The 24,351-nt window shown below is 49.1% G+C and carries 23 protein-coding genes; 13 read left to right on the forward strand and 10 right to left on the reverse strand.

From position 1 onward, the window contains the following. Positions 1-6: 6 nt before the first annotated feature. Positions 7-1,488, reverse strand: a complete 1,482-nt coding sequence (locus OL444_RS17330) for a helix-turn-helix transcriptional regulator (protein ID WP_264731141.1) — start codon at positions 1,486-1,488, stop codon at positions 7-9. Between the two features lie 185 nt (positions 1,489-1,673). Between OL444_RS17330 and aceB the strand changes: the two genes are divergently transcribed. Then, positions 1,674-3,278, forward strand: a complete 1,605-nt coding sequence (gene aceB, locus OL444_RS17335) for a malate synthase A (RefSeq protein WP_264731139.1) — start codon at positions 1,674-1,676, stop codon at positions 3,276-3,278. A gap of 36 nt (positions 3,279-3,314) precedes the next feature. Next, positions 3,315-4,592 carry an isocitrate lyase gene (gene aceA / locus OL444_RS17340; RefSeq protein WP_264731137.1) on the forward strand — a complete coding sequence of 426 codons (1,278 nt, stop codon included), beginning with the start codon at positions 3,315-3,317 and terminating at the stop codon, positions 4,590-4,592. 145 nt (positions 4,593-4,737) lie between these two features. Here the strand turns inward: aceA and OL444_RS17345 are convergent, their stop codons facing one another. From OL444_RS17345 to OL444_RS17355, 3 genes are all read right to left on the reverse strand, one after another. After that, positions 4,738-6,363, reverse strand: coding sequence for a dihydroxyacetone kinase subunit DhaK (locus tag OL444_RS17345; RefSeq protein WP_264731135.1), 1,626 nt, complete (start codon positions 6,361-6,363; stop codon positions 4,738-4,740). 97 nt (positions 6,364-6,460) lie between these two features. Beyond that, positions 6,461-7,723, reverse strand: a complete 1,263-nt coding sequence (locus OL444_RS17350) for a hypothetical protein (protein WP_264731133.1) — start codon at positions 7,721-7,723, stop codon at positions 6,461-6,463. 139 nt (positions 7,724-7,862) lie between these two features. Further along, positions 7,863-8,591 carry an AAA family ATPase gene (locus OL444_RS17355; RefSeq protein ID WP_264731131.1) on the reverse strand — a complete coding sequence of 243 codons (729 nt, stop codon included), beginning with the start codon at positions 8,589-8,591 and terminating at the stop codon, positions 7,863-7,865. Between the two features lie 306 nt (positions 8,592-8,897). Between OL444_RS17355 and OL444_RS17360 the strand changes: the two genes are divergently transcribed. Beyond that, entirely contained in the window at positions 8,898-10,352 is a 1,455-nt protein-coding gene (locus tag OL444_RS17360) for an aminoacyl-histidine dipeptidase (protein WP_264731129.1), read from the forward strand. A gap of 57 nt (positions 10,353-10,409) precedes the next feature. On the opposite strand, the gene OL444_RS17365 is transcribed toward OL444_RS17360, so the two are convergent. Beyond that, entirely contained in the window at positions 10,410-11,339 is a 930-nt protein-coding gene (locus OL444_RS17365) for a DUF6562 domain-containing protein (protein WP_264731127.1), read from the reverse strand. A 344-nt stretch (positions 11,340-11,683) separates the two neighbouring features. Further along, complete coding sequence (locus OL444_RS17370; RefSeq protein WP_264731125.1) at positions 11,684-12,181, reverse strand: GNAT family N-acetyltransferase; 498 nt, start codon at positions 12,179-12,181, stop codon at positions 11,684-11,686. Between the two features lie 125 nt (positions 12,182-12,306). On the opposite strand from OL444_RS17370, the gene OL444_RS17375 reads away from it, so the two are divergent. The 4 genes from OL444_RS17375 to OL444_RS17390 all read left to right on the forward strand — a co-directional run bounded on the left by OL444_RS17375 (position 12,307) and on the right by OL444_RS17390 (position 15,797). Further along, a complete protein-coding gene (locus tag OL444_RS17375) occupies positions 12,307-12,510 on the forward strand; it encodes a hypothetical protein (RefSeq protein ID WP_264731123.1) in 204 nt (67 codons plus the stop codon). A gap of 174 nt (positions 12,511-12,684) precedes the next feature. Further along, positions 12,685-12,894, forward strand: a complete 210-nt coding sequence (locus tag OL444_RS17380; RefSeq protein ID WP_264731121.1) for a hypothetical protein — start codon at positions 12,685-12,687, stop codon at positions 12,892-12,894. Between the two features lie 430 nt (positions 12,895-13,324). Next, positions 13,325-13,831 carry a DinB family protein gene (locus OL444_RS17385; RefSeq protein ID WP_264731120.1) on the forward strand — a complete coding sequence of 169 codons (507 nt, stop codon included), beginning with the start codon at positions 13,325-13,327 and terminating at the stop codon, positions 13,829-13,831. A 172-nt stretch (positions 13,832-14,003) separates the two neighbouring features. Then, positions 14,004-15,797, forward strand: coding sequence for an AMP-dependent synthetase/ligase (locus OL444_RS17390; protein WP_264731118.1), 1,794 nt, complete (start codon positions 14,004-14,006; stop codon positions 15,795-15,797). Between the two features lie 108 nt (positions 15,798-15,905). Here OL444_RS17390 and OL444_RS17395 read toward each other — a convergent pair whose 3' ends face one another. Beyond that, positions 15,906-16,073 carry a hypothetical protein gene (locus OL444_RS17395; protein ID WP_264731116.1) on the reverse strand — a complete coding sequence of 56 codons (168 nt, stop codon included), beginning with the start codon at positions 16,071-16,073 and terminating at the stop codon, positions 15,906-15,908. Between the two features lie 215 nt (positions 16,074-16,288). On the opposite strand from OL444_RS17395, the gene OL444_RS17400 reads away from it, so the two are divergent. From OL444_RS17400 to OL444_RS17415, 4 genes are all read left to right on the forward strand, one after another. Beyond that, a complete protein-coding gene (locus OL444_RS17400; protein WP_264731114.1) occupies positions 16,289-17,836 on the forward strand; it encodes a long-chain-fatty-acid--CoA ligase in 1,548 nt (515 codons plus the stop codon). A gap of 76 nt (positions 17,837-17,912) precedes the next feature. Beyond that, the gene (locus OL444_RS17405) at positions 17,913-18,491 is read left to right on the forward strand and encodes a TetR/AcrR family transcriptional regulator (protein WP_264731112.1); all 579 of its coding nucleotides are present in this window, start codon (positions 17,913-17,915) and stop codon (positions 18,489-18,491) included. A gap of 770 nt (positions 18,492-19,261) precedes the next feature. Further along, positions 19,262-19,672 (forward strand): nuclear transport factor 2 family protein, encoded by a 411-nt coding sequence (locus tag OL444_RS17410; protein WP_264731110.1) that lies wholly within the window; start codon positions 19,262-19,264, stop codon positions 19,670-19,672. 126 nt (positions 19,673-19,798) lie between these two features. Next, a complete protein-coding gene (locus OL444_RS17415; protein ID WP_264731108.1) occupies positions 19,799-20,209 on the forward strand; it encodes a nuclear transport factor 2 family protein in 411 nt (136 codons plus the stop codon). Positions 20,210-20,303: 94 nt separating this feature from the next. Here the strand turns inward: OL444_RS17415 and OL444_RS17420 are convergent, their stop codons facing one another. Next, positions 20,304-21,668, reverse strand: a complete 1,365-nt coding sequence (locus OL444_RS17420; RefSeq protein ID WP_264731105.1) for a vanadium-dependent haloperoxidase — start codon at positions 21,666-21,668, stop codon at positions 20,304-20,306. A 524-nt stretch (positions 21,669-22,192) separates the two neighbouring features. On the opposite strand from OL444_RS17420, the gene OL444_RS17425 reads away from it, so the two are divergent. Both OL444_RS17425 and OL444_RS17430 read left to right on the forward strand, forming a co-directional pair. After that, a complete protein-coding gene (locus tag OL444_RS17425) occupies positions 22,193-22,453 on the forward strand; it encodes a DUF2024 family protein (protein ID WP_264731103.1) in 261 nt (86 codons plus the stop codon). A 29-nt stretch (positions 22,454-22,482) separates the two neighbouring features. Next, positions 22,483-23,235: a YggS family pyridoxal phosphate-dependent enzyme gene (locus tag OL444_RS17430; RefSeq protein ID WP_264731101.1), complete on the forward strand. Its 753-nt coding sequence runs from the start codon at positions 22,483-22,485 to the stop codon at positions 23,233-23,235. Positions 23,236-23,425: 190 nt separating this feature from the next. Here OL444_RS17430 and OL444_RS17435 read toward each other — a convergent pair whose 3' ends face one another. Both OL444_RS17435 and OL444_RS17440 read right to left on the reverse strand, forming a co-directional pair. After that, positions 23,426-23,860 carry an SRPBCC family protein gene (locus OL444_RS17435; RefSeq protein ID WP_264731099.1) on the reverse strand — a complete coding sequence of 145 codons (435 nt, stop codon included), beginning with the start codon at positions 23,858-23,860 and terminating at the stop codon, positions 23,426-23,428. Between the two features lie 128 nt (positions 23,861-23,988). After that, the gene (locus OL444_RS17440) at positions 23,989-24,333 is read right to left on the reverse strand and encodes a hypothetical protein (RefSeq protein WP_264731097.1); all 345 of its coding nucleotides are present in this window, start codon (positions 24,331-24,333) and stop codon (positions 23,989-23,991) included. Positions 24,334-24,351: the final 18 nt, after the last annotated feature.

A 24,351-nucleotide genomic window follows, 5' to 3' on the forward strand; every position in this document is an offset into this window, starting at 1 on the left:
CGGGTATTATTCAAGGCTTTCCAATGCCGCGCGGACTTCCAGCTCCAGTTGTTTTTTCTCTACATAGGTAGCTGGCATGGCACGTTCTTTACAGTCCGCAATGGAGCATCTTTCGCAGGTAGTATGTACCGTGCGGGTGACAATATTTTCATCGTTGACAAAACGCATCAACCGCATGAGCGCACTGTCCAGCAGCAAGCCCACGGTAACGCTGACGGTGTCTGTACTGTTTTTACTTTTGGGTTTGGCGAGTGTAATGCACAGATAACGGTTGTGTGTTTGCCAGTAATGGGAGATCTGTACATCGATCAGGGAGTGCTTGTTTTTTTTCTTTTCCGGCAGGCGCTGTACTTCCTGCATCAACCGGATGGCCAGCCATCGGCGGCAGTAGTGTTCACTCACCAGGTTGGCGTGCGGATTGTGCAGTTGTGCCAGGTGCAACTCTTTGGTGATTTCATATACCTCTTTTGTTTCACCGGACATACGCAGAAAAAAGAGCTGGTCAATACCAAAGTGATGTGGCAGGATATTCGTCAGCCGCTGGAGAAACATTTCTCCGGAAACCTGGTACTTCTCCGGGAGCTGTAGCCAGGCTGCCGGATTCCACTTATCACTGGCGGAAACGTGTCTGACATCTTCCACAAAAGATGCTTCCGGTATCAGCAACGCCGCCGCAAAGTAGGAAGCACGGAAATTATTCAGCAGCTGATCGAAAGAAGACGGTCGTTGTACGATGGTTTCATACGGCCGCAGGGTGATGTTCAGAAACTGAAATCCCAGTTCCCGCGCCAGCAGAAAGGCTTCCTGCCCCGCAGAAAACTGTTTGTTGAGGTACAGTATTTTTTTAGCCGGACTGTAATACGAGCGGATGTTGCTGAGGGTATTGATGTTCCCCATCTTTTTCCGGTCGGTGGTAATGCCGTATTGTGTTTGCAGGATCTGTTCCAGGTCAGCTACTGCTACCGGCAGCGATGCCGCCAGCGTAAAGGTTTCCCGGAATTGCGCAGCGGCAGTTTCCAGGTCTTCGAAGTAGTTGTTGTGGATGTCCTGATAGGAGCGCAGGGCGGTGGTATAAAAGTTTTCCCGGGTAAGATGATAGGCACGGGATGTTTTTACCAGGGTGCTGATAAATGCCGTTACCTTATCGGGCGTATTGGTAAACAGTTCCAGCAGACTGGCGGGTGCAATACCAAAATGTTCCCAGGGAATGACATTGATAAAATCAGAGCTGATAAGATCTATCAGCGGTTGTAATTTTTTATCACCGGTCAGGGATACGAGGTAATCGTAATCGGTTCCCAGCACTTTTCCCAGCGCCAGTATTTTATCTGTCTTGGGATACTTTTTTCCGTTCTCAATATCATGCAGATAGGAGACTGTGATTTTGGTCGCATCGGACAGCTGTTGATAGGATAAGTTCCGTTGTTGCCGGAGATTCCGCACTTTCAGTCCTAAGATCAGCCGCACGCTTTCATTTTCAGTAATCATGCTTCCTTTTTTTAGATCGCTGTACCGGCTGTGGTGCAGGCGGCAGTGCCGCATGCCTGCTTTTTGGTGCTATTCCGGTAAGGGATAACAAGTTACCTGAATTTCTCAAAAATACCTGAAAAAATATTTTAGCGAAAAATTCGCTAATTGATAAATTTTCCTATTTTTATGAAAACATTCATACCATGACGTCAACCATCCACACTCCTCCGGTTCAAGCGCAAGTGGTAGTAAATGGCCCGCCCATACAAGGCCAGGAAGATATATTAACCACCTCCGCCCTCGCTTTTCTGAAAGCCCTGCACCAGCGCTTCAACCCAACACGACTGGAACTGCTGGAAGAACGCGACCTCCTCCAGCAAAGAATTGATGCCGGCGAACTACCCGGATTCCTCCCCGAAACAGCGGACATCAGAAACGGAGACTGGGTCATCAGCCCCGTACCACCCGCCCTGCAGGATCGCCGCGTGGAGATAACGGGCCCGGTAGAACGAAAAATGATCATCAATGCGCTCAACTCCGGCGCTACTATGTTCATGGCAGACCTGGAAGACAGCAACACGCCCAGCTGGTCCAATGTGATACAGGGACAAATCAACCTGAAAGCAGCCGTACGCAAAACCATCCGGCTAACCACGCCGGAAAAGGACTATCAGCTGCAGGCACACACCGCCACGCTGCTGGTACGGCCCCGTGGCTGGCATATGGAAGAAAAACACCTGACAATAGCCGGTGTACCTATCAGCGCCAGCCTGTTCGACTTCGGTCTCTATTTTTTTCATAACGCCGTTGCACTGCTGGAAAATGGCCAGGGGCCTTATTTTTATCTGCCTAAAACAGAAAGCTATAAAGAAGCCCGGTTGTGGAATGCTGTTTTTGACTTTGCAGAAAACTACCTCGCACTGCCGCAGGGTACCATCCGTGCTACGGTGCTGATAGAAACCATTACCGCCGTTTTTCAGCTGCATGAAATCTTGTACGAACTGCGCACACATGCCGCCGGACTGAATTGTGGCCGCTGGGACTATATCTTTTCCTTCATCAAGAAATTCCGGAACGTGCCCGGCTACCTCTTTCCTGATCGCTCCCAGATCACCATGACGGTGCCTTTCATGCGCGATTATACCCAGCTGGTAGTACAAACCTGTCACCGCCGCAACGCCCACGCTATTGGCGGTATGGCGGCACAGATACCGATCCGCAACAACGAGGCGGCGAACCGGCAGGCCCTCGAAAAAGTAAAGGCCGATAAAATCAGAGAGGTAACAGATGGACACGACGGCACCTGGGTGGCACATCCCGGCCTGGTACCTATTGCCCTGGAAGTATTCAACGAATACATGCCGCAGCCCAACCAGCTGGCCAACAAGCGCGACGACTTCTCCACTGATGCAGGCAGACTCCTGGCATTACCGGAAGGTACCATTACCCTGGCAGGCTTACGGATGAACATCAACGTGGGCATCCTGTACATCGAAAGCTGGCTGCGGGGCAACGGGGCAGCGGCCATCTATCACCTCATGGAAGATGCCGCCACCGCAGAAATTTCCCGCACCCAGGTATGGCAATGGCTGCAATACAAAGCAGTCATGGACGATGGTACCATCATCGATCAGTCGCTGTATGAAAAAATACGCGATGAGGAAATTGACAATATCCGGCAGCTGATTGGCTGCGATGCCTACCAGCAGGGCCGCTTCCCGGCCGCCATCCGGATCTTCAACCGTCTGGTGGTACAACCGGTCTTTGCTTCCTTCTTCACCACACAGGCCTACGAGGATATCCTGTAACACTTCACCGTTTATTCACGCTTAAAATCATATGCAATGACGACTCCGCAAAAAGCAGTGGAACTGCAAAAAGAATGGGCGGAAAATCCCCGCTGGAAAGGTATACGTCGCCCTTATACGGCCGCAGAAGTCTGGAAGCTGAGAGGAAAAGTGGAGATAGAATACAGCATTGCCCGGCAAGGAGCGCAGAAACTGTGGCATTACCTGCAAACACAGTCCAGCACCACCGCACTGGGTGCATTAACCGGTAATCAGGCCATACAGGAAGTAGCAGCGGGCCTCCAGGCGATTTACCTGAGTGGCTGGCAGGTGGCAGCAGACGCGAATCTGGCCGGACAAATGTACCCGGATCAATCCCTCTATCCGGCCAATGCCGTGCCGGAGGTAGTGAAACGAATCAATAATGCCTTATTGCGTTGTGAACAGATAGACGCCGTTGCCGGCGATAACAGCAAAGACTGGATGGCGCCCATTGTAGCGGATGCAGAAGCCGGATTTGGCGGCAACCTGAATGCCTTTGAACTGATGAAAGCGATGATTGAGGCAGGAGCTGCCGGCGTACATTTTGAAGACCAGCTGTCGTCTGCAAAAAAATGCGGCCACCTCGGCGGCAAGGTACTGGTACCTACGAGAGAGGCTATCGATAAACTGGTGGCAGCCCGGCTGGCGGCAGATGTGATGAACGTGCCTACGTTGCTGATAGCCCGTACCGATGCGGAAGCAGCCAACCTGCTCACTTCTGATATAGATGAACGCGACCGGGCTTTTGTGACGGGGCAACGTACTCCCGAAGGTTTCTACCACGTACGCAATGGATTGGAACAATGCATCAGCAGGGGACTGTCTTACGCACCCTATGCAGATCTGCTGTGGATGGAAACTTCCCGGCCCGATCTCAGCGTGGCCCGCGCTTTTGCACAGGCGATTCATGAACAATATCCCGGCAAGCTGCTGGCGTACAACTGCTCGCCCTCTTTCAACTGGAAAAAACACCTCACAGAACAGGAGATGGCCGGCTTCCGGGAAGAACTGGCGGCACTGGGTTATCGCTTCCAGTTTATTACCCTGGCAGGCTTCCACGCCTTGAATACGGCGATGTTTGAACTGGCCATGGCGTATAAAGCCAATGGTATGGCCGGTTTCTCCGCTTTGCAGGAAAGAGAATTTGCCTTGCAGGAGCATGGCTTCAGAGCCGTGAAACACCAAAGCTTTGTCGGCACCGGTTATTTTGATGCGGTACAGAATACCATACAACAAGGCAATAGTTCTACTACGGCGATGAAAGACAGTACAGAGATCGCCCAGTTTGTATAAACGGATCGTACAGTGAACAACCGGAAAATAAAAAAGAGACAGGTACAATGATCAATAGAATAGCAGCAACAACGGCTTCAACAGCCGTTATCCATTCATAAGGTGGCAATAGGATTTGTACTATTGCCACCTTATCCCGTTATAGTTACAGCGTAGCTATTTTTTCAAATACCCGGGCTATCACTTCTGCACCCGGATCAGGAATATTTCTTAACACTTCTTCGGAAAGATAGGAGGAACGACCGGAAGTTGTTTGCACAATATCTTTTGTGCTGTCTGCACCCGCCCGCGCGGCCTGTGCGGCTACGCTGAGGGTAGCGCCCGACGCCAGTGCTTCAAAAGCCGGTTCCAGTGCATCTATCATGGTGCGGTTACCTTTCTTCGCACCACCATAATCTTTTACTTTTTGTAAGCCGGCCAGTAAGGCAGCACCCAGATCCGGCTGCTGCGTATAGGCGTTACCGGCAGCGGTGAATAAAATAGACAGCAACACACCGCTGGAACCACCTGCTTCCCGCGCCAGGATACGACCGATGGTCAGTAACAGATCGCCGGTTTCATTCAGGGGCAGCTGGTCCTGTACGGCCAGCAGCCGTTTACCTGCCAGCGCAAAGGTAGATCCGGCATCTCCGTCGCCCACTTTCGCATCCAGGCTGTTAATGGCGGCTTCTATCTCTACCAGCAATCCGGCAGTAGTGGCGATCAGCGCTGCTGTGCGGCTGTTGGCCGAAGGTGCATGCAGTAAGGTAGAAGGAAGTTCCGGACTGGCTACTGTAGCAGGTGCTTTAAAAGGATGCAACTGCCACGCTGCAGGAGCAGCCGGCGCCAGCAAAGCCTGTTCTATAGCGGGTGTGAGCAGCAACAAGGAAATAGAGAAGCCACTCATGTTGATCGACGACATCAGGGCGGCAGGGCCTACAATATAGTCTACTTTCGCTGCCAGCGCGGTTTTGCGGAAGGAGTTGACGAGCAGACTCATTTCTATGGGGCTCACGCTTCCCATATTGTTAAAGATCATGGCGTATCTGCCATTGGTATCCGGTAGATAAGCCGCCAGTTTGTTCACCGCAATATCCATCAGTTGATCGGCCGCAGCATAAGGAATGACTTCAATGCCAGGCTCCCCATGAATACCCAGGCCCAGTTCTACCTGATCTTCTTTTAGCCGGGTAGTGGGCGGATGGCCCAGGTGCTGGCATTCTGTGAGCGAAAGCCCGATGGAGATGGTCTGGTCAATCACCTGTTGGGCGATGGTGGCGATGTCGTCCAGCGCATATCCTGCTTCGGCCAGCTGCCCGGCAATTTTATGTACAAACAGGGTGCCTGCCAGGCCGCGTCTTTTCACGGCAGTACCCAGTGCAATATCATCATCTACGGTCACGGTTCTTACCTGGAGGCCCAGGGTGCGTGCCTGTTCGGCGGCGAGGCCAAAGTTGAGCCGGTCGCCGGTATAGTTTTTTATAATGAGTAAGCAGCCCGCGGGACCAGTGGTGGCTAATATGGCCGACAATACCGCATCCACACTGGGCGAGGCAAAGATGTCGCCGCATACCGCTGCCGTCAGCATACCAGCTCCTACAAAGCCGGCATGGGCCGGTTCATGTCCGGAACCGCCACCGGATATAATCGCAACTTTCGATGGGTCTCGGTCTTTACGCACCACCACTCTTACTTCGGGAAAACGATCCAGCTTCGCTAACAGCGGATTGGTTAACAGCCCGTCTATGGCTTCATTGACGATCTGGTCTGTTTTATTGATAAAGCTCTTCATTGGATTATTTTGGTTGCAAAATACGAAAAGCTCCCTACCGGAAACAAAAACGCCTCGCCGGCATGCTGCCAGCGAGACGTTTTTTATAAAGAGATGTTTATTGATAGTCGGCTATCCGCACGGCAAATACACACCGGTTATCTTTATTGTAGGCGGCGGTTTCATATTCTGTCAGGCACCACAGGTAACCGGTTGCCGGGTCACGGTACAGATCTTCCGCACCATGTGGCCAGCGGTAACGGGTGCCCGCGGGCGTACCGTCGCTGTATCTGACAAGTCGCGCAGTAGAGCCCTCATAGCGGCTGTTGCCGGTGGTACTCATAAAGGTTTTGCTGCCGGCGCGGAATACGCCCTGTACGCCATGCACAAAAGTGGTATCATTATCAATCGGGGTAATCACCGTAGGTTGTACAGATGTATTCACCTGGCCGGCTGCATTCACCGGAAAGCCAAATACACGTGGTACCTGGGTTTCATCGGAAGAAATGTATTGTCCGGTCCATAATACTTTTTCATTGCTGGTAGCGCCTTCTCCCAATTCAATACAAGAAAATGGATTGGCATTGGTAATCCGGTAATAGCCGGTTTGTGGCAGGATGTAACCATAGCCAAACGCTTTCAGGTCGCCGTTACTTTCTTTACCAATGCGGTTGTCGGAAGCATCGCTTTTAACCGCAATCAGCTGGCTCAGGTCAAACACACGCATGCCCAGCCGGGTATCGGCTACAAATATTTTTCCGGCATGATAAGCTACGCCACCCGCATGGATGGTTACCGGACAGAAAGCGCCCAGCTGCGTATAACTGTTGGAGGCGCGGTACAACAGGGAGTTGGACATATTGGCGGCATCCTGTACCAGTAATACGTGGCGGTAGGTGATGCTGTTCATATTTGTAATGTCTACCAGTGAAATGCGTACACCTTTGTGTTCATTGCGTACACCGGCAATCGTGCTGTTATCTACACCATACCAGGTGGTCAGCAGAAACTTACGGTTGTTCCAGGTAAATCCTGTAATACCCTGCGGCCGCCATTCGTTCGTTTGTTCGTCGCCGTTATTCCATTTGAAACCGGTCACCTGGTTGGCTACCGGGATGTTGAAGCCGTAAACCGTATTGTAGCCGGCGGCACTGCCGTCTCTGTTCAGGTTTAGCTGGTCTGGTGTGAGGAAGCCATAGCCGGCAAGGCTGGCGGCAAAGTTGCTTTCATCTGTGTAGGTAATGGTGCTGGGTGCCGCCGGTGGAATGGTCAGCGTGGAAGCGGTTACCGCCTGCGGGGCAGTGGCCAGGTTATCGGTTTTGCTGCAGGCACTCAGGGTGGCTGCCACTAAAAACATACCGGTGTAAAGGTGTTGTTTCATGGAAGAGATTTGCATGGTTTGCTGATAGGATATGTTATCCGGGTTTAAATACGTGCGTAAATGTACAGCCGTTGGCTGCAGGGTGGCGGGTTGTGGGCGTTAATTATATCTTATCATATTGTTATCATGTAGAGAGGTGTTATTCCAGTAATATTTTCAGCATATGGGTATGATTATGCAGAAACTGATGGAAGATTTTATAGTTGTCTGTATCGGTATAATCAGATTTTCGTATGCCATTCTCCGTTAGTTCATAAATTACTGCATCCGGATAAGCCATCACAATAGGAGAGTGGGTGGCAATAATAAACTGGGAATCCTGTTGGATCAGTTCGTGCATCCGGGTGAGCATGGCCATTTGCCGGGTAGGAGAAAGGGCGGCTTCCGGCTCGTCCAGGATATATAAACCATTGCCGGAAAACCGGTGCATAAACAACGACCAGAACGCTTCGCCATGTGACTGTTCATGGAGTGAAACCCCGCCATACCGGTTGATTAGCGGTCCGCCCAGCTGATCGAGATTGGTGGCTACATTGAAAAAACTTTCACTCCGCAGGAAAAACCCGTCTTTGGGCCGTATCGCGCCTTTGGCGATCCGGATATACTGATGGAGCACGGAATGCGATTCCCGGGTGGCAAAATTAAAGTTGATAGACCCGCCTTCAGGATTAAAGCCACAGGCAATGGCAATTGCTTCTATCAGGGTAGATTTTCCCATCCCGTTTTCTCCGGTGAGATAGGTGACTTTGGGATGGAATTTTAAGGCAGTGAATTTTTTCAATGCGGGAATATTAAAAGGATATTCCCGGGGATGTGTGATTTTCTCCCGGTTCAGCAGTAATTCAATCAGTCCTTTTTGTGAGCGCATAGCAACAATGAATAAGTAGCACAAAATGAGTTCCTGCAAAGGTATCACTTTGCACAGTAAACAGCGCCGGGCGGATAGTCCTGGACACATAACCCTGGAGACCCCGGCCGGAAGGCCGCTCCGTGACGAGGCATTCCGGAAAAGATGTACCGGAACAGTTATCCTTTCATCAAAAAACAGCCCTGGTTTTTTGCCATCTGGCGGGATTCCGCTACATTGCCGGAATGATCCGGGAAGAACAGGTAGCAGACCCGTGATCCGGATCAGCTGAAAAAAATGCAATTGATATTTTAAAAAAATAAGGGAATGGAACTGAAAGATTTATCCCCGCAAATTTTATGGAAGCATTTTGCCGCCTTAAATGCAGTACCCCGGGCTTCTAAAAAGGAAGAAAGGGTGATTGCGTTTATGCTTGATTTTGGCAAAAGCCTGGGGCTGGAAACGCGCCAGGACGCTATCGGAAATGTGGTGATTAAAAAACCGGCCACGCCGGGAATGGAAAACCGCCAGACCGTGATATTACAGTCACACCTGGATATGGTACACCAGAAAAACGGAGATACGGTATTTGACTTTGATACGCAGGGGATAGACATGTATGTGGATGGGGAGTGGGTGAAAGCCCGGGGTACTACCCTCGGCGCGGATAACGGTATCGGCGTGGCAGCGATCATGTCTGTACTGGCGTCCACCGACCTGGTACATCCGGCCCTGGAAGCCATGTTTACCATTGATGAGGAAACCGGAATGACGGGCGCCAAACAACTGGACCCGGCGAATTTTACCGGTACCGTGTTGCTGAACCTGGATACGGAAGAAGAAGATGAGCTGACTATTGGCTGTGCGGGCGGTATTGATACCAATACTACCGGTCACTATCAGGAAGTACCCGTAGCAGCGGGTGCTGTTGCCTTTGACATCAGTATCAAAGGTTTGGTCGGTGGCCACTCTGGTATGGATATACACCGCGGCCGGGCTAACGCCAATAAATTGATGAACCGCCTGTTGTACAAGGCAACACAATCGGTAGACCTGCAGCTGGCGCAACTGGATGGCGGTAGTTTGCGGAATGCCATTCCGCGCGAGTCGAAGGCGCTGGTGGTAGTACCGGAAAAGGAAAAGGCAGCATTTGAAGCGTTCTTTGCAGCCTATACGGCTACTGTAAAAGACGAATACAAAGCCATCGAGGCGAATCTCACCCTGACCATAGCACCAGCGGCCTTGCCGGCAAAAGTGATGGACCCTGCCTACTTAAAACAGGTGTTGCGGGCCATCTATGCGGCGCCCAACGGCGTATTCCGGATGAGTCCTGATATTGCCAACCTGGTGGAAGCTTCTTCCAACCTGGCGAAGGTGACCATCAAAGACGGCGTGTTTATTACGCAGTCATTGCAACGCAGCAGCGTAGAAAGTTCCAAAGAAGATGTGGCCTTTGCCGTAGGTGCTGCCTTTGAAAGCATTGGTTGTGAGGTAGCCCGCAGCGGTGATTATCCTGGCTGGCAGCCCCGGGCAGATGCAGCGATTCTGCAGCTGATGTTGCGGCTGTACAACGATCATTTCACCCATGAACCGCACGTAGGCGCTTGTCATGCGGGACTGGAATGTGGTATCCTGGGTGGGCATTTAGGTAAACTGGATATGATTTCTTTCGGTCCTACCATCCGCGGGGCGCATTCTCCCGATGAACGGGTATTGATTACCTCTGTAGATAAATTCTATGGTTATCTGTTACATATTCTCCGGGAAATTCCGGTGAAGTAAATCATACCAACCAGGTAGATGCACGGCGCATCTACCTGGTTGGTGTCAGTTGTTTTATCAGAACGTAACAAGAATACTATCCCGTCCCCAGTCAGCGTTAACACCTACTGTAACCCCATTGCCTCCCGGATAATTATCGAAGAGCGTACCCGTAAGCAGCGTATTTTTATTATTTTCCAGTCGTACACTATTGACACTTTTCCCCGACACAATACGGTTTTTCGTAGCGTCTTTACCGGTGAAGTAAAGATCGATAAGCGAATTGGAGGTATTCAGCACATACGTTTCAAAACGGAAGTTGGTAGTGCCTTTCAGCGAGTCGGGTATAGGAATGGTCCACTCGCGGTAGTAGTGACTGCCCATTACGCCATTACTGATTTCTCCGGTCAGCAAATGAAAATAAGCCGGTCGTGTAAAGTCATTGGAGTCTTGCACTTTGAGGGTCAGGTAACTTACATCGTAGGGGATCCGGTCTTTTACGAGTACACTGATTTTAGAGACATACCTGTCCAGCAGCACAGATTGATTGACAGCGCCTTTGACACTTACTTCCAGCCGTTTGTAGAAGATGTCGGAGCTGGGCAGTACATCGTCAAAACCGTCTGTAGTGGTACCATTGAAAAGGGAATCTTTGGAGGCCAGGATGGTGATGATGTACCTGCCGGAAGGAAGGGTGTCCAGTATCTGCCCAAATCCGGTATCCACGCTGCTGCGCTGGAAAATGTTTTTAATGCCGTCGGTGGTATTGGCATCCCAGACGCGATATAGCAGGTAGCGGATTTTGTCCGACAACGGCGCTGCCTTGCCAGTAGCGGCAGGCGTATGGGAGTCAATGGCGCCGGTGGATTGTGAGAAGGCGGAAACGTTTAGCTGTAGCGCATATTGCGGGGTTTCGCTGCCGGGTTGAGGGGTGGTGGCTGGCTGATCTTTTTTGCAGGCTGTCAGTAATACAGCTGTCATCATCAGGAGGAAAAGAAAGGATTTCATCTTACAAGTGGGTTTTGGGTGAGCAAATATTGTGAATAGAAAATGGCTTTGAGAGGCGGGTGTATCCGGATGGATAGGAGAGATGGCTGCTATTATCAATTTAACAAAAAACACCCGAAAAGTAAAGCCCGTTCGTTACTAAATGTGGAGCTGGAGAAGTTAACGGACTAGTGCCGGCTGAAAAAAGGTAAAGTGTTGTGGGGTTGGTGCCGGTGTGTTTACTCACGGTAATGACTACACAGATTATGACCGGATGAAGGGAGGAGCGGAATCAATCGAAATGAAAACGGATGACTGGTTCTCCGGTGCTGCTATGATCAGACAACCAGTCATCCGGAACGTATTTATAATGTTTTACTGTACAGCAGCAGTTTTTCGTCTGCCAGCTGTATTTCTTCCCGGAATTGTAATCCCAGTTTTTCCAGCAAGCGGATCGAGCGGGCGTTTTCCGGTATGGTGGTAGCCAGTATATAGCTATCCGGCGCCTTCTTTTTTAGTCCGTCCAGGAAGGTGGATGCTGCTTCGTAGGCAAATCCTTTTCCTGCATAGGCCGGTAGAAAAGCAAAGCCGATATCATGATGGGAAAGATAGGTGCGTTTGATAAAAGTCACTACGCCAATGGGCGCTTCGGTTTCCCGCAGCCGGGCCACCTGGTATTCCATATCCGGGTTGCGGAGAATTTTGGCAATGTAATCAGTAGCATCCTGCAGGTGATAAATATGTCTGTCGCCGATGAATTGTTTCCATTCAGCCGTATTGAGCAGTTCAAAAATAAAAGGTGCATCCTGAAGTGCTAATGGTTGTAAAATTAATCTGTTCGTTTGTATCCTGTCGTTCATCATGGTAGCAGTTTTTGTGTGGTAGCAGCGTGAAATGGGTGTGGATCAGCGGGTGAATAAATAAACCGCCGCATGCGGATAGTAATCATTGTTTTTTCCATATTTTACAAGATATTAAAAAATCGTTTATGAGCCTTCTTTCTGTGTTGATTGTGTTATCCGGAATGTTGGGAATTGCAGCCTTTTCTTTCCGGGTATCTGCAGCACTGACCCCCACCCGGCGGGATGGCCGCAGTAATAAAGTGGCTCAGCTGATATTGTTTGTGGTATGTTTTGTAGTATGCAGTATTATCCTGCTGGTACTATTGCTTTCCCGGGCAGATGGGCGATAGAGTGCAGGATGTCTGTCGGGAAAAATGTCGTAATCAGCGCCCTACATTGTCGTATTTGAGGCCTGCTAGGGCTCCTGATTTCTGATAGTTTTGTGGTACCTGGTTCTTGTTATCAGTAGTGGTCATTTCCGGATAGGAATGCCTGTAGAACGGAGTGGTCATAATTATAAAAAGATGGTAGAAGTATTTAAAACAAATGTGGGGGAAGTCGCCAGGGCAAAAGAACTGGTGATACTCCTGCAACAGCATTTTCCCGATAGCCGGATTAATTTTGACCTGGAAGACCGGGACCGGATTTTACGGATAGAAGGTCCTTGTTGCTTACCGTCAGCAGTGGTGTTGTTGTTGGAACAGCAGGGCGTCCGGTGTGTGGTACTGGAGTAACGGCAATCCTGCCACGAATGGTCGGTTGTTGCAGCTGCGCCTGGTGCGGTCGTATAACTGTCCTGCAGCTATATCTCAGCTGTATGTTGCCATGCCTGTAACCTGCTGGTACAGGCGATTCCTGTGACCCCTTTATGTTTTTCGATCGCTGATATTCCCCCCTGGTTTATTGCCCCCTCTTTTCCTTTTTCCTGTGGCTATATAAGATACGTGCAGCTAATGTCTGTGCGAAGCGCTGTTTCCTGACGGGCTGCTGCCGGTATGCCGGCAGAAAATAATCCGGTGATTTTGAGGTAGGAATGGCCTGAAAGCGTTTCGGGTGGCGGCATTGGCAGGATAGCGTGCCGGTGGAAAAAAGGTGTTGAAAAGCGGTATGCTTTGTTAACCTGATTTTGTATATTTATAGTATGGCAAGGTAAAATCAGACACAATGAAACAAACAGCATGGTTTAACAGGAAGTTTCCGTTAATAGAAGATAATGGTGTTTTCCCTTCTATACTGGAACGTTTGGCAGGAACAGCAGCAAGAGTGGAAGAAATAGTCCGGCAGTTACCGCCGGCAATACTCACCCGAAAGCGGGATGAAAAGTGGACAATACAGGAAGAAATTGGTCATCTGTCGGATATGGAACCTTTATGGACCGGCCGTTTTGATGACTTTATCAACGGGGCCACAGAGCTGACAGTGGCTGATCTGACAAACCGCAAAACCCACGAGGCCAATCATAATGCGACGGCCATCACTGTTTTGTTACAACAATTCCGGGAGCAAAGAGCTGCGATGGTCAGCAAACTACGCGGACTGGAGGAGGTACAGCTGGAAAAAACGGCGCTGCATCCCCGCCTGAAAACACCCATGCGGGTGATAGACCTGGCTTATTTTGTGGCGGAACACGACGATCACCACCTGGCCGCTATTCGTGTCCGGATGACATGATAGCCCACAGTTGCCGGATGCCGGCACGCGAAGTAAATGGAGCTGATTAACCCGGATCATTTACATAATGGCCCTTATACCCGGCAGGAAAAGCTTTCCGGCACAGTGCTTATTTCATCAATACTTTAGTATATTTATAACAGCCGTTACTAACAAACACTAAATTCCCCGTATGAGTAGTTATCAGAAGAAAAGGCTTTTTGATGCAGTCGCCTGTCAGTTAGCGCAGTTTCCCAAAACAGATATGCTTGCGGCTAAAATAAACGGGTCGTGGAAGACCTACAGCACCGCCGAAGTAGCAGATATCGTTAACCGTTTTAGTGCGGGACTGTTGGAGCTGGGAGTGGGAGGTAATGATTTTACCGCAGAAGGAGCAGATAAAATTGCGATCATCAGTAATAACCGGCCGGAATGGATCTTTACAGATCTGGCAGTACAACAGACCGGCGCCGTACTGGTACCGGTATATCCTACTACCAATCCGGCAGAACTGCAGTTTATCCTGCAGGATGCAGCGGTAAAATATATGTTTGTCAGCAGTAAGGATTTGCTGGATAAAATACTGAGTATCCGGGAAGGCGTACCTACGTTACGGGAGATCTATACCTTTGATGAAATTCCAGGTGTGCCGCATTGGTCGTCTATCGGCGAAAAAGCCACGCCCGCTTTGCTGGAGCAGGTAGCCACTATCAAAGACAGCATTGATCCGCATCATCTTGCCACCATTATTTACACTTCCGGTACAACGGGTACACCGAAAGGGGTGATGCTGACCCATCAGAATATTGTTTCCAATGTATTTTTATCCAAGGAAAGTTTTCCTTTCAACGATTCACCTGCTTCCAAGGTGTTGAGTTTTTTACCGCTCAATCACATCTTTGAAAAATGTGTGAGCTATATCTACCTGTTTAGTGGCATTGGTATTTATTATGCAGAAAGTATAGACACCATCAGTGCCAACCTCAAAGAGGTACAGCCGGATGGCTTTACAACGGTGCCACGGTTGCTGGAAAAGGTATTTGAAAAAATTATGGCGACCGGTAATAACCTGACCGGTATCAAACGGCGGCTCTTCTTTTGGGCTGTGGCGCTGGCAACAAAATATGATAATAACGTAAGCGGTGGCTTCTGGTACGACTTTCAGCTGTCGCTGGCCAATAAACTGATATTCAGTAAATGGCGGGAAGCCCTGGGGAATAACATTAGTTACATTGTTACCGGCGGAGCGGCCTGCCAGGAAAAGCTATTACGCATTTTCAATGCAGCCCGTATACCGGTGTATGAAGGCTATGGCCCTACGGAAAACAGCCCGGTTATTTGTGTGAACCGCCGCGAACCAGGCGGCGTAAAATTTGGTACGGTAGGCCCGCCGATCAATGGCCTGGAAGTAAGGTTGGAAGAAGACGGAGAGATTTGTGTAAAAGGTCCTTCGGTGATGAAAGGGTACTATAAACGCCCCGACCTGACCGCAGAAACCGTGATCGATGGCTGGTTGCATACAGGCGATATCGGGGTGTGGGTAGATAACAAATACCTGAAAATAACCGATCGTAAAAAAGAACTGTTTAAAACCAGTGGAGGGAAATATGTGGCGCCGCAACCGATCGAAAATAAATTCAAGGAAAGCCCTTTCATTGAACAGATCATGGTAGTAGGAGCCGGACAGAAATTCACCGGGGCATTGATTGTACCGGCTTTCGCCTATCTCCGCTACTGGATGAACCGGCAGAATATTCCTTTTACCACCAATGAAGAAGCGGTATCGAATCCCAAGGTACTGGAAACCTTTGCCCAGGTGGTAGAAAGCTACAACAGCTATTTTAACCATGTAGAACAGATCAAGAAGTTTGAGCTGTTACCGGAAGAATGGAGCATCACCGGCGGAGAAATGACGCCGAAGCTGAGTCTGAAACGGAAAGTGATATTGGAAAAATACAAAGACGTTATCGCAAAAATATATAGCTAAAGGGCGTACACCCTGTAAATGAAGACGCATTGTGTTACAGATAAATACGCCGTAATGAGCGAATGTCTGTAACACAATGCGTAAAGGACAAGGTGTAGTGGGTACCTCTTAGCAGATGTCAGAAACCGGGCAGATGAAACATCTGGTCAACTTTGTGGGGAGACCGGTTGGAGGAAGAGGAAGTAAACCACCATTCAAAGTAGTTTTTTCGCTGGCATTGAGGTCTGCGATTTTGATTTTGCCAAGATTGAGTTTTTTTGTCTGTTTCTTTTTCATGTAAATAGAATTTGGGTGTTTACGATAAGTTAACTCCTTAATTTACTGAAAATGGGAAGGGAATAAAATCACGTAAAAGGGTGATTTTGCATTGATGTTATCAAGTGATGAAAAATAACCACAGTATCCGGTAATGAATAAATAGTCCGGGTAGCGCCGATCGTGCCTGCCGGATGATGTGCCCTAGGTTAACACCATTAAAACAACTGTTTGTTATGCTCAACTTATCCGCAATCCTGGAAAGCAGTGCCGGTAGATATCCGCAAAAGCCTGCCTTTACCTTCAATGACACCGTATTTACGTATGAACAAATCAATGGGGAAGCCAATCGTATTGCCAACGGCCTACGGCATACGGGTATACAACCTGGTGATAAAGTAGCGCTGAGTTGCCCCAACCATCCTTATTTTCCCATCATTTATTTTGGTATCCTGAAAGCCGGGGCGGTAGTCGTGCCGGTGAATATCCTGCTGAAACGCGATGAAATAGCCTATCAGCTGCGCGACAGTGATGCCAAAGCTTTTTGTTGTTTTGTAGGCTCTCCGGAGCTACCCATGGGCCAATACGGCTGGGATGCTTTTAACCAGACCCCTGGCTGCGCGCATTTTTTTATGATCATGCCTTTGATAGCGATGCCGTCGCCTATTGAAGGAGCTGATACCATTGCGGCGCTCGTAGCCGGACAGCCACCCTTGTTTGATAGTGTGCAGACAACCGCAGAAGATACCGCTGCGATCATCTACACCTCCGGCACTACGGGGCAGCCCAAAGGAGCGGAGCTGACACATGCCAACCTGCTGTTGAATACGATGCTGGCAGTGGATATACTGGAGCTGCAGCCAAAAGATACCCAGCTGGTAGCGATGCCGTTGTTCCACATCTTTGCCATGACGGTACAAATGAATGCCGGTATTTACCGGGGTATACATAGTGTACTGGTGCCCCGTTTCGATGCCGCAGTAGCCGTGAGTCTCATGCTCCGGCATAAAATATCTGTTTTTGTAGGTGTACCTACCATGTTCTGGGGTTTGTTACACTATCCCATAGAAGCAGACCAGTTAGCGGCACTGGCCGGTGGTTTGCGCCGGTGTGCCTGCGGCGGCGCTTCTTTACCGGTACAGGTGCTGCAGGATTTTGAGGCCCGCTTCAACGCCTCTATCCTGGAAGGATATGGGATGAGTGAAGGCGCCCCCATCGTTACCTTCAACTACTTCGAATTTGGCCGTAAGCATGGCTCCATTGGTATTCCGGCTACCGGCATCAGTGTAAAGGTGGTCGACGAACAGGGGAATGCCCTACCTGCCGGTGAAAAAGGAGAGCTTTGGTACCGGGGCCACAACGTGATGAAAGGATATTATGGCAAACCCGCGGAAACCGCTGCTGCTGTTACAGATGGCTGGATGCATTCCGGTGATATCGCTGTGATGGATGAAGATGGTTTCTACTACATTGTTGATCGCCTGAAAGACCTGATTATCCGGGGTGGTAAAAACGTATATCCGAGAGAGGTAGAAGAGGTGATGATGAAACATGCGGCCGTTTCACTGGTGGCAGTAGTAGGTGTGCCCTGTGAAAAAATGGGGGAGGAAATCAAAGCGTTTGTGGTATTGAAACCGGATGCGGTGGCAACAGCCGAAGAAATTATTGCCTGGACCAAAGAAGAAATCGCTGTCTTCAAATATCCGCGTTATGTGGAAGTCGTAACGTCTTTACCCACTACAGCCAGTGGTAAGATTCTGAAAAAAGATTTACGGCACGCCTGATGCAGGTGTTTTTTTGTAGTAAACAGTACGTGGCATTTTCATTTGGAACAATCGGTTTAAATTGTATCTTTGTGTCATGCCACGTAATAAAGCGTTTGACATAGATCATAAATTAACGGTAGCGCGGGATCTCTTCTGGAAGAAGGGATACCATGCCACTTCCATGCACGACCTGGTGGATGTGCTGGAACTGAACCGGAGCAGTATTTATGATACCTATGGTAATAAACATACGCTGTTCCTCACGTGTCTGACCAACTATGCCCGGCAGAAGACAAATGAATACCGGGAAGCCGGTAAGGGAGCAATGACGGCCATCGCGGCGTTGGAAGATATCATTCGTAATGTTGTAAAGCATATCCAGACAGATGACAAATCCTGTATGATGATCAAAACCACTTTTGAACTGGCAGGGGAAGATGCGGATGTGCGGGATGTTATCCGGCGGCATGGGCTGGAGCTGGAAGGCATTTTTGTAGCGCTGATCAAAGCCGCGCAGGTGGCTGGAGATGTGGTGCAGGTAAAAGATCCGCACGTCCTGGCGCGGTTTATATTGTCTTCCTTAAGTGGTTTCTGGCAACAGGCGCTGGTATACCGCAGCCGTAAACAGCTGCAGGAGTCGGCTGATTTTTTAATGACTGTGATAAAGGGATAATATTTTTTTGCATGAATCCGGAACGATTGTTCCGCATAGGAAATGTGGTATTGCTTTCCTCTTGGAAACGTATAGCCATGATAGTGAGGTGTACCGGGTGGGTGCTTTTTTTTGTCGTAATCCGGAACGGGTGTTCCGGATTGGGATGGTACGGCCCTGCATGCCTGATCAGCTGTTTTAAATCGATTTGTATATAGGTAGATGATAAAAGCGTATCTATAGCATCGGTTGCTCATCTGCATAAAATCAGATTTGTATAGGAAGATGATAAAAGCGTATCTATAATATCGGTTGCTCATCTGCATAAAATCAGATTTGTATAGGAAGATGATAAAAGCGTATCTATAATATCGGTTGCTCATCTGCATAAAATCAGATTTGTATAGATAGATGATAAAAGCGTATCTATAATATCGGTTGCTCATCTGCATAAAATCAGATTTGTATAGATAGATGATAAAAGCGTATCTGTAATATCGGTTGCTCATCTGCATAAAATCAGATTTGTATAGGTAGATGATAAAAGCGTATCTATAGTATTAGTTACTCATCTGCATAAAAGATTTGTATGCAGGTAGATGATAAAAGTATATAGGGTTGATCATTCATTTCCTGTAGGAATAGGCTGTTCACCTGCATAAACCAGTAAAACACGAAGTAATGATAACGCAACAGTCAACCAATCGCTGCTGACAAACAAACATAGTAAAGGATAACAAATAATATTTTTTTACATTAATCCGGAACGATTGTTCTGAATAAAAAACCGTATGGAAACAAATACATCGATTCAACAGGTGCTGGAAAAGTTCTTACAAAAATTGCTCGTAGAAAGAAACGTTCCCGGATTGCTGGAACTGTATGCGGAAAAAGTAGACTGGGATATTCCCGGTAATACGGAAGTGGCGCCCTGGGTAGGCAGTCGTTCTACCAAAGCGGAAATAGCGACTTTCTATGAACAGTTGTACGCCGGCCTGGAGCCCATTTCTTTTGATGTAAGGGACCGGTTTTTCCTGGATAACAAAGCCATTATTACCGGCAGGGTAGTGTGCCGGATTAAAAAAACGGACAAGATTTTTGATTCCGAATTTACCCTTCATGTCACCATTGAGAATGGATTAATTATCCAATACCGCATGCTGGAAGACAGCTATGCCCTGGTAGTGGCAGCCACTGTATAACCTCTATGGTGAGATATCCCATTACCGCTTCTCCGGAAGACCGGTGGTATCAACAGTCATAGAGAGATAACCAATAATATTTTTTTATACTCATCCGGAACGATTGTTCCGAATAAAAACAACACGATGAAAACAAATACATCGATTCAAGAGGTACTTGAAAAATTCCTGCAAAAACTGATCGTAGAAAGAGACGTTCCCGGATTGCTGGAACTGTATGCAGCAAACGTAGACTGGGATATTCCCGGTAATACAGCAGTGGCGCCCTGGGTGGGTAGCCGCTCAACGAAAGCGGAAATAGCATCATTCTATGAACAATTGTATACCGCCGTGGAACCCGTTTCTTTAGACGTAAGGGATCGGTTCTTCCTGGACAACAAAGCCATTGTTACCGGCAGATTAGCGAGCCGGATTAAAAAGACGAATAAAATTTTTGATTCTGAATTTACCCTTCATTTTACCATTGAGAATGGATTAATTATTCAATACCGCATGCTGGAAGATAGCTATGCCCTGGTATTGGCAGCCACCGCATAACAGGTTATTGTCAAACACCCATTACCACGCTTCCGGCAAGTATTTACCGGAAGCGTGGTGACATCAGCGGTCAGCGTCTATTGCAGGCCCGCATTTAGAAATCAATCTTCAATACTTCCCGCCCGGTACGAGTTCCCGTTACCTTTCCTATTTCGCTGTCAAATTCATAGTGGATACCACCATACACCCTGGATATAGCCGCTTCGTTCACCAGCGCAGTAAAGCTGGAAAAAGAACGGGGCGCAAATCCATCCGGCACTTTCTGCCGGTCGGTGATAGCAAAGTGGCTGCCAAAATTAGCCGTCAGGATATGCCCGGCTGCCGCGGAAAAGCTGGCATGGCCGGAAGTATAGGAGGGAAATGGCGGTGTGCCGATCAGGCTATTCCAACCCGGCGCAATACGGGCACGGATATACGTAATAGGCCGGAGCAGGTTATACCGGTATTTGTATTTCCAGCAGATAATGCCGGCGTCATTCAACGCAATACCTACCTGTGCATATAATTTCGCCGCTGTACCAAGATCGAGATGCTGATCTGTAATCAGCTGACTGGTAATGGCCAGCAGGTGTCCCGGTGGGGTAAAGGTACCGCCGCCATCAGCCCAGTATTGCGCGATGAGGGTTTTCTCCGGTGTAGGCGTCTGGGAATGCTGATATACCACATAGGCTGCCTGGTAGAATACACTATTGGTATCGGTCGCATAAGCCGGCGGCGCTATGTTGCCGCTGTCGGTATTACAGCCGGCTACTATCAGCCGGTTTTGCCCCCAATAAGGCAGCATCGCCGATTGAAAGGCCGGTGGTGTGGGTACCCACAATCCCGGTCCTACAGGCGGAATATAATCGGCAGGGAAATTATGCAGATAACCGTCTTTACCACCATCTGTAGCAGACCATTGGTACACGGCATCCGCTACCTGCTGTCCGAAACTGACGGACCGGCTGATTTCAGCAGCCGGCCGGCCCACGGAAAGACTATCACGGTAAAGTGTTTCCAGGTCTGTGATGAGGCGCAGGTTATCGGCACTGGCATTCGGAAATAATTGCCGGATAATGGCTGCCAGCGTACTGTTGGCGGCAATGCCCCAGTGATAGGACTTCCCGCGTTCGGGCAGCGGTACATACTGCAACCCGTTTAACTGTCCCGCCAGGGAAGGGGTTCCTCTCCGGTAGCCCAGGGTAGCCCCATGCAGGGAAATGCCGGTGTAGGCGATGGCCCGGGCAGCTACCGGCGGACTGAATCCGGGTGTTTCCTTGATGAGTTTTAATTCCAGTTGATACCAGGATACCGGTACTGCGGCATCACCGGCTGTACCCAGGAACAATGCGGCACTGGCATCGGTAGCTGCCGGCTGTGTGCCGGTAAACGGCGCTTCTTTCCGGCAGGCTGTCAGGCTGCCCAGCAACACCAGCAGGAACAGGGAGCACCGGCTGAAACATACATGATTTATACGCATGATGTGAATGGTTTAGATGAGTAATAAAAAAACAATGGTTACCAGAACAGGAGCCTGATACAGGCTGCTGTAGCAACAAAAGGAGACAGCTGGTCAGCAATAAACACGATCGCGCTGATGTGGGTGTATAACAAAAATAACAGGCAGTATAAAACAGATCATCTTCCGGAAAAGCTGTGAAGGTGCGGGGTATCACTATCACCGGGGCACAGGTGGCCGGTACATCGTTTTTGCTGCAGGTTTTTCAGGGTGGTAGTGGAACCAGCTGCGGTATATCTGTTTAAGAAATAATGCTACACATGTACTTGAAATTTGAAGGTTAATAATCAATGCATGCAGGTAACAAAAGTAGTGTTATCCCGGTAATATAGGGAGGTGCAGAAGCGACATTCTAAAGGGTTATTCCGGACATACCTGTAGGGTTTCAATCAGCCAGTTTCTGCCAGGAAAGTAAAATCTGGTCTACTGCCCGTTTCCTGAATCGTCTCACCTTTGCCATAGTAAGGAAATAAAAAATACCGAAGATGAAATTAGCAGTATGGGATACCTATGTGACCACCAAAGAAGGAGGCCGCATGCATTTTGATATACTGGTCCCGGAAGCCATCACCGATCCGGCTGTCGTATACCAGTATGGCCGGGATTATCTGCAATCCCGGCATCAGGAAGGGCAGGAGCTGGCCGCCCGGGAATGCCGCTTTTGTCATGTGGAAGAAGCCACTGCACCCATGGTGGCTGCCATCGGAGAAAAAGGATACTTTATTGTGGAAATGGAAGGTTGCTGAACAGCCCACCAGCCACCTAAATGATTGATATGACAACGCTACCCGCTATCACATCCGGCATTGAACAACAACTGGCCGGTATACAGGCCCGCATTCGGGCAGCCTGTATCCGTGCCGGCAGAGCGCCGGAAACCGTACAGCTGCTGCTGGCCACCAAAACCGTACCACCGGAAAATATCCGGATAGCCGTCATGGCCGGGGTACCGCTGCTGGGAGAAAATAAAGTGCAGGAGCTGAAACAAAAAGCAACCGCACTGCAGGACCTGCCAATAGCAAAACATTTTATTGGTCACCTGCAATCCAATAAGGTAAAGGAAGTATTAAAGTATGTTACCTGTATTCAATCCATCGATAGCCTCTCTATTGCACTGGCGCTGGATAAGCAGCTGCAGGCAACAGACCGTACGCTGGACATCATGGTACAGGTAAATACCTCTTTTGAGTCCAGCAAATTCGGCGTGCCGCCGGATCAGGCGCCAGACTTTATCCGCGCACTGAAAGATTTCCCGCAGCTGCGTATAACCGGTCTGATGACCATCGGCCTGCTGGATGCCGCACCGGAAAAAGCAAGACCTTCTTTCCGGCTGCTGCGCGATCTCAGGGATCAGGTAATCCGGGAACAATTGTTACCAACGGATACCCTGCATCTATCGATGGGTATGAGTAATGACCTGGAAATCGCCATTGAAGAAGGCGCTACGATCGTGAGAGTAGGTACCGCCATATTTGGAAAAAGACAATACCCGGATAGTTATTATTGGAATGAAAGCCAGGGGGGCTAAACCAAACCAATCAGGTAGTAGCGCCGTTTTTCGCCATGTTTTCATCAGGAAAACGGCCTGCTGCCGCTGTTCGCCATATTTTTTGGATACGGGGCCGGTATCAACAAAGGGTACAGTACGTGTACCCTTTCCCGTTATATGATAGTGTTACCTGTATTCATTCACACCCGCAGGTAGTCTGGCCTGTATATTAAGCACCTGTTATTACATAATCCGCCAGCGATGTTCCCAGAATATGCTGCCACCCTGCCGTAAAGCTGGCTGCACTAAATGCCGGCTGGTCGGCAGGAAAGGTATCCAGGCCGCTGTGCGTGAGGCGTAACTGCGTGGTCTCAGCGGTGAGGGCCTGCAACGCAAACGTCACTACAGATAAACCGGGATATCCCTCATATCGCCAGCTGTAGGTTAGCTTGTTGGGAGCGGTGGCTTCCAGTACTTCACAGCGATGATCATATATTTTTCCTTCATTGGTGACCACAAATCCGAACTTGAACCCCGGTTCCGGCCGGAAGTCGGCGATATCAAAATACCAGGCTTTCATGCGGGCAGCATCGGTGAGGGCTTCCCATACTTTTTGAATGGGCGCCTGATAAGTATATGCAACGATCACGGGCGTGGAAGACATATGGATATGGTTTTAGCGGGTCCAATGAAGGTACGCAATTAGCCGGCAGTATGACACATGCGGCAGCAGGTTTTTCAGGAAAGGATACCCGTTGACCTGCCACACACATGCGCAATCCCATGGAGGGATCAGTTGGCAGTAGTAATGGGTACCACGATCTCTATCTTTTTGACACCGAGTACCGGAATTTCTTTTTCGAGGTGTTCATAGAGCGCCTGGGTAGCCTCCAGGGTATTGTAGGCGGGAGGTACCAGTTGTTCATCCAGCACCTGCCAGTTGGCCGTTTGCAACAGATGTGTTTTGATATAGTTGCTTTGTTGGTGCGTATTGAGTGCAAAAGGGTAAATAGCCAGAAAAGATAATTTAGCATCTCTGATCAGCTGACCTCTGGCAAACACATTAATCTCCGGGCAGTACACAACAGACATGCCGGTGTCATCCTTGTACATGACAAGGTTTGCTTTAATAATCATGCAATACTTTTTTAGGAT

The organism is Chitinophaga nivalis, from assembly GCF_025989125.1.
Lineage (GTDB): Bacteria > Bacteroidota > Bacteroidia > Chitinophagales > Chitinophagaceae > Chitinophaga > Chitinophaga nivalis.